The sequence below is a fragment of the Streptomyces sp. NPDC003284 genome (assembly GCF_053589675.1).
In genome coordinates, this window is the sequence record NZ_JBSFSI010000041.1 from 1 (window position 1) to 5,316 (window position 5,316).

The window sequence follows — 5,316 nt, forward strand, 5'->3', positions numbered from 1 at the left end:
CAGCGCGACCGTCCCGCTGTAGAGGGACTTGCCGTCGCCCGTCGCCGTCTCGATGCTGTCCCAGGCGTCGATCTGCGCCCCGGTGCGCGCGTCGTCCGGGATGGCCAGATGGCTCATGAGGGCCTTCAGGTACACCTGGTGTTTTCTCCCCATGAATGTCGTGGGGCAGGGAAACGTGCCCGACCTGACCATGCGGTAAGCCGAGGCCGGGGCGATGCCCAATACTTCTGCTGCCACTGGAAGGCCGACGAAAGCGGGGTAGAAGTCAGAGGTGTAATAGTAGTGATTGCTACCCGTGACGAAAATGCGCGCGAGCATTGCATCCGATGCGAGGTGAGTCGCCACCCCGGTGCGAAGACCGGCGCGAACATCGTTATGGTAATTCCTGATGACGTTGGGGTGGACGAATCTCCGCAGCTTGGCCCCATAGCATTCGCCTCGAATTTGCTCGGCGACGGCCGGGTCACGAGGGTCGGGGTTGTGGATGATCGCAGAGGCTTTGATCGCGAACTCCGGGAGAGGCTCTTCGCGCGAGTGCAGGGCCTCTAAGTCGCTGCTCGTGCTCTCGTTGTCATGGATCTTCGCAGACGCGTAGCCTGCGTTGACCGCAGCCTTGCGCATCATCTCCGGAATCTCGGCGGGGGCTACGCCCGTCGCTGTGGTCACCCAGGTGCCGAGAGCGGCTGTGATCATTTCGGACCGGACGTCCTCCAGGTCGGCGAAGAAGTTCCGTGCGATGATCTCGGAGCGCTTGCGGAGGAAGGGGACGAGGCAGTCCACTACCGCCATTCGCCACTTGTCGTCGTCGCGCATGTCGGAAAGTCTCCCCATGGCTACCATGGAGTCCCACAGCCGTGACCTTTCGGAGCGTGCCGCTCGTGCTACGACTGCTTTGGAGCGGAACTCGTCATACCGAGGATGACGCTTGATCTCGCACTCTTGAGCGTTTCCTACATGAACGCAAACAGGTTCATTGTTGAAAGCGGCTCGAACGTATGCGGTGACGTGATCGAATGCGTCCTTCATGAGTTGCGCTCCAAACTCCGTCTTCGACTCCAAGCAGAGTATGGCGTGCCACTCAACCCTCTAATCCTATCAACCTTTAATGATCAAAATTGATCACTGGTGACGACTTCGGGGAGTGGTGAAGATGGTGAACGACATCATTTGACGGATGTCAGAGATCAGATCGACAGGATGCCGCCGGACGAGTGCTCACGCCGGGCTCAGCCAGACCGTCGCCAGGGGTGGCAGGGTGAGGCGGACGGAGGACGGGCGGCCGTGCCAGGGGGTGGGGGAAGGGGGGAGCGGGTCCGGGTAAACGACGCCGCTGCCGCCGTAGCGGGTGGCGTCGGTGTTGAGGGTCTCGCGCCAGGCGGGGACGTCGGCGGGGACACCGAGGCGGTAGTCGTGGCGGACGACCGGGGAGAAGTTCGACACGGCGAGCAGCGGGGTGCCGTCGGCGGCGCGGCGCAGGAAGGCGAGCACGTTGTCGTCGGCCGCGTCGCCGGTGATCCACTCGAAGCCGTCGGGGTGGGCGTCCCGCTCCCACAGGGCCGGGGCCGCGCGGTAGCGGGAGTTGAGGTCGCGGACCAGGTCCAGCACGCCGCGGTGGTCGGCGGCGGCGCCGTAGGACGGATCGAGCAGCCACCAGTCCGGGCCGCGCTCCTCGGACCACTCGGTGCCCTGGGCGAACTCCTGGCCCATGAACAGGAGTTGCTTGCCGGGGTGGGACCACATGAAGGCGAGGTAGGCGCGCAGGTCGGCCCGCTGCCGCCACCAGTCGCCCGGCATCTTGGACACCAGCGACTTCTTGCCGTGCACCACCTCGTCGTGGGAGAGGGGCAGCACGTAGTTCTCGCTGTAGGCGTACACCATGGAGAAGGTCATCTCCCCGTGGTGGTGGGCGCGGTGCACGGGGTCGTGGCTCATGTACTGGAGCGAGTCGTGCATCCAGCCCATGTTCCACTTCAGCCCGAAGCCCAGGCCGCCGAAGCCGGACGGGCCCCGGTGGTGCGTGGCCCGGGTGACGCCGTCCCAGGCGGTGGACTCCTCGGCGACGGTCACCACGCCGGGCACCCTGCGGTACACGGTGGCGTTCATCTCCTGGAGGAACGCCACCGCGTCCAGGTTCTCCCGGCCGCCGTGCTCGTTGGGCGTCCACTGCCCCGGCTCGCGCGAGTAGTCGAGGTAGAGCATCGAGGCGACCGCGTCCACCCGCAGCCCGTCGATGTGGAACTCCTCGCACCAGTACACCGCGTTGGCGACGAGGAAGTTGCGCACCTCGCGGCGGCCGAAGTCGAACTCCAGGGTGCCCCAGTCCGGATGGGCGGCCCGCAGCGGGTCGGAGTGCTCGTACAGCGGGCGCCCGTCGAACTCGGCCAGCGCCCACGCGTCGCGCGGGAAGTGCGCGGGCACCCAGTCCATGATGACGCCGATGCCCGCCCGGTGCAGCGCGTCCACCAGGTACTTGAAGTCGTCCGGCGTGCCCAGCCGCGCGGTGGGCGCGTAGAAGCCGGTGACCTGGTAGCCCCAGGAGCCGCCGAAGGGATGCTCGGCGACCGGCATCAGCTCCACATGCGTGAAGCCCAGGTCCGCGACGTACGCGGGGAGCTGGTCAGCGAGTTGACGGTACGTCAGGCCAGGGCGCCAGGACGGCAGGTGCACCTCGTACACCGAGAACGGCGCCTCGTGCGCGGGCCGTTCGCCGCGCCGCGCCAGCCACTCGGCGTCGCCCCACTCGTAGTGCGAGGCGTGCACGACGGAGGAGGTGGCCGGCGGGACCTCGGTGCGCCGCGCCAGCGGATCGGCGCGCAGCGTCCGCGACCCGTCCGGCCGGGTGATCTCGAACTTGTACAGCTCGCCCTCCCCGACACCGGGCACGAACAGCTCCCACACCCCGGTGCCGCCCAGCGAGCGCATCGGGTACGCGGTGCCGTCCCAGAAGTCGAAGCCGCCGGCCACCCGCACGCCCCGCGCGTCGGGCGCCCACACCGTGAACCGGGTGCCCTCGACGCCCTGGTGGGTCATCGGCTCGGCGCCGAGCGCCCGCCACAGCTCCTCGTGCCGCCCCTCGCCGATCAGATGCAGATCGAGATCGCCGAGCGCGGGCAGGAAGCGGTACGGGTCCTCGGCGCGCACCACGGTCCCCTCGTACGCCACCTCCAGCCGGTACTCCGGCACCTCCCGCAGCGGCAGCAGCCCCGAGAAGAACCCCTGCCCGTCGTGGGTCAGCTCCAGCTGGAGGTCCCCGGCAAGGACGGCGACACCGAGCGCGTACGGACGCAGCGCCCGCACCGCGACGCCCCCGGGCACGGGGTGCGCGCCGAGCACGGAGTGCGGATCGTGGTGGGTGCCGGCGAGCAGCCGTTCGCGGTCCTCGGTGCCGAGGGCCGCGGACACCGCCCGCGCGGGCGTCCCGGGCTGCCGCCGGGGGAGGGGACCACTGGCGGGGGGACGGGCAGTCACGTGCGGGGCCTCCTCGAAGAGAGCGGCGGAACCGGACGGGTGCGGCGGGCGGGTCAGGCGGCGGAACCGGGGTCCGCGGCCAGGCGGCGCACCGCCGCGAGCGGCACCGGCAGCCAGTCGGGGCGGTGCCGGGCCTCGTAGACGACCTCGTAGACCGCCTTGTCGGTCTCGCAGGCCCGCAGCAGCACCGGGTCCGTGCGCGGGTCGCGGCCGCCGCCCTCCGCGTACCCGGTGCAGTACGCGGCACGGCAGGCCGCCGCCCAGCGCGGGGCCGGCGGGCCGCCCGCCGAGTGCGCCGCGTAGTCGAAGGAGCGCAGCATCCCGGCGACGTCCCGGACCACGGGCTGGGCCATCCGCCGCTCGGCCAGCGGTCTGGCCGGCTCGCCCTCGAAGTCGATCAGCGACCACCGGCCGGCCGGGGAGCGCAGGCACTGCCCCAGGTGCAGGTCGCCGTGGATGCGCTGGGCGGTCCAGGTGTGGCCCTCGGCCGCCAGGTCGGCCAGCGCCTCGTAGGCGGTGTGCAGCCCGGGGGCGTGGGGCCGCAGCGCCGGGACCGCCTGGGCCGCCTCCTCCAGGCGTCCGGCCATGGCGTCGACCAGCGCGGTGAGCTGGAGCCGGGCCAGGCTGACCGTGGGCAGCGCGCGGGCCAGTGCCCCGTGCACCTCGGCCGTGGCGCGGCCCAGCGCCCGCGCCTCGGCGGTGAAGTCCTCGCCCTTGGCCAGCTCGCGCAGCGCCAGCTCCCAGCCGTCCGTGGCGCCCCGCACGAAGGGCTGGAGCACCCCGAGGACGTACGCGTCCTCGCCGACGTCGGCGGTCATCCACGCGGTGGGCGCCGGGACGCGCGGGCAGTCCTCGCGGGCCAGCGCGAGCGGCAGTTCCAGATCGGGGTTCACCCCGGGCAGCACCCGGCGGAACAGCTTCAGGATGAAGGCGTCCCCGTAGACCACCGACGAGTTGGACTGCTCGGCGGTGACCACGCGCGGGACCAGACCGGCGCGTATCTCCGCGCGCCGCTCACAGTGCAGCCCGCCGATGCGGGCCCCGGTGCGCAGGGCCTCCAGGATCACCTCGGCGGGCCGGGGGTCGTACAGCGCCTCGTACACGGTGCGCCCGGCGAGCGGGCCGTCGTGGACGTGGCCGATCAGCGCGGGCGCCAGTCTGGGGGGCAGCGCCTCGCGCACGCCTATGAGGAGCTGGTAGCAGTCGCCGGGGTGCGGGACGGCGCCGGGGGCGGGGGAGGGCGGCTGGTGGGCGCGGACCAGCAGGTGGTAGAGGCCCAGCCTGCCGTCGAGCGGGAGCAGCTCGACGGCCGTGACCAGGGAGAATCCGGTGACCGGGCGGCCCTTGCCCGCGAACCAGCGCTGCCGGGGCAGCCACTCGCGCAGCAGCGGGTCCAGGGACGCGAGGAGGCCGGCGCTGCCGGCGGTGACAGAGCGTGTGACGGCTTGCGACATGGCTTCCGACATGGCGTCGCGTCCAATCGCTGGTCGAGTGTGACTCACGCGTGCCCGCGTGCGGGGCGGCGGAAACCGCCCCGCGCGTGCGCGTGCTAGACGGCCTCCTCGCGCAGCCGGAACCAGTAGAAGCCGTGCCCCGCCAGGGTCAGCAGATACGGCAGCTCGCCGACGGCCGGGAAGCGCACCCCGCCGAACAGCTCGACCGGGTGCCGCCCCAGGAAGGCGCTCAGGTCGACCTCCGTCGGCTGGGCGAAGCGGGAGAAGTTGTGCACGCACAGGACCAGGTCGTCGTCATATTCGCGGAGGAAGGCGAGGACGGCGGGGTTGGAGGAGGTGAGTTCGGTGTAGGTGCCGAGTCCGAAGGCGGGGTTCTGTTTGCGGATCTCGATCA

General features: G+C 70.9%; 4 protein-coding genes. All 4 read right to left on the bottom strand.

Annotated elements, in window-relative coordinates:
• The coding region (locus ACWDYF_RS37135) for a hypothetical protein (protein ID WP_451584334.1) at nt 1-813 on the bottom strand (813 nt) is incomplete at its 3' end.
• Between the two features lie 402 nt (nt 814-1,215).
• On the bottom strand, nt 1,216-3,468 hold the full coding sequence (gene glgB, locus ACWDYF_RS37140) for a 1,4-alpha-glucan branching enzyme (protein WP_389466610.1): 2,253 nt from the start codon (nt 3,466-3,468) through the stop codon (nt 1,216-1,218).
• 53 nt (nt 3,469-3,521) lie between these two features.
• Complete coding sequence (locus ACWDYF_RS37145) at nt 3,522-4,922, bottom strand: maltokinase N-terminal cap-like domain-containing protein (RefSeq protein ID WP_389466612.1); 1,401 nt, start codon at nt 4,920-4,922, stop codon at nt 3,522-3,524.
• 95 nt (nt 4,923-5,017) lie between these two features.
• Nucleotides 5,018-5,316, bottom strand: a 299-nt coding sequence (locus ACWDYF_RS37150; protein WP_451584335.1) for an alpha-glucosidase C-terminal domain-containing protein, incomplete at its 5' end; no start/stop codon positions are given.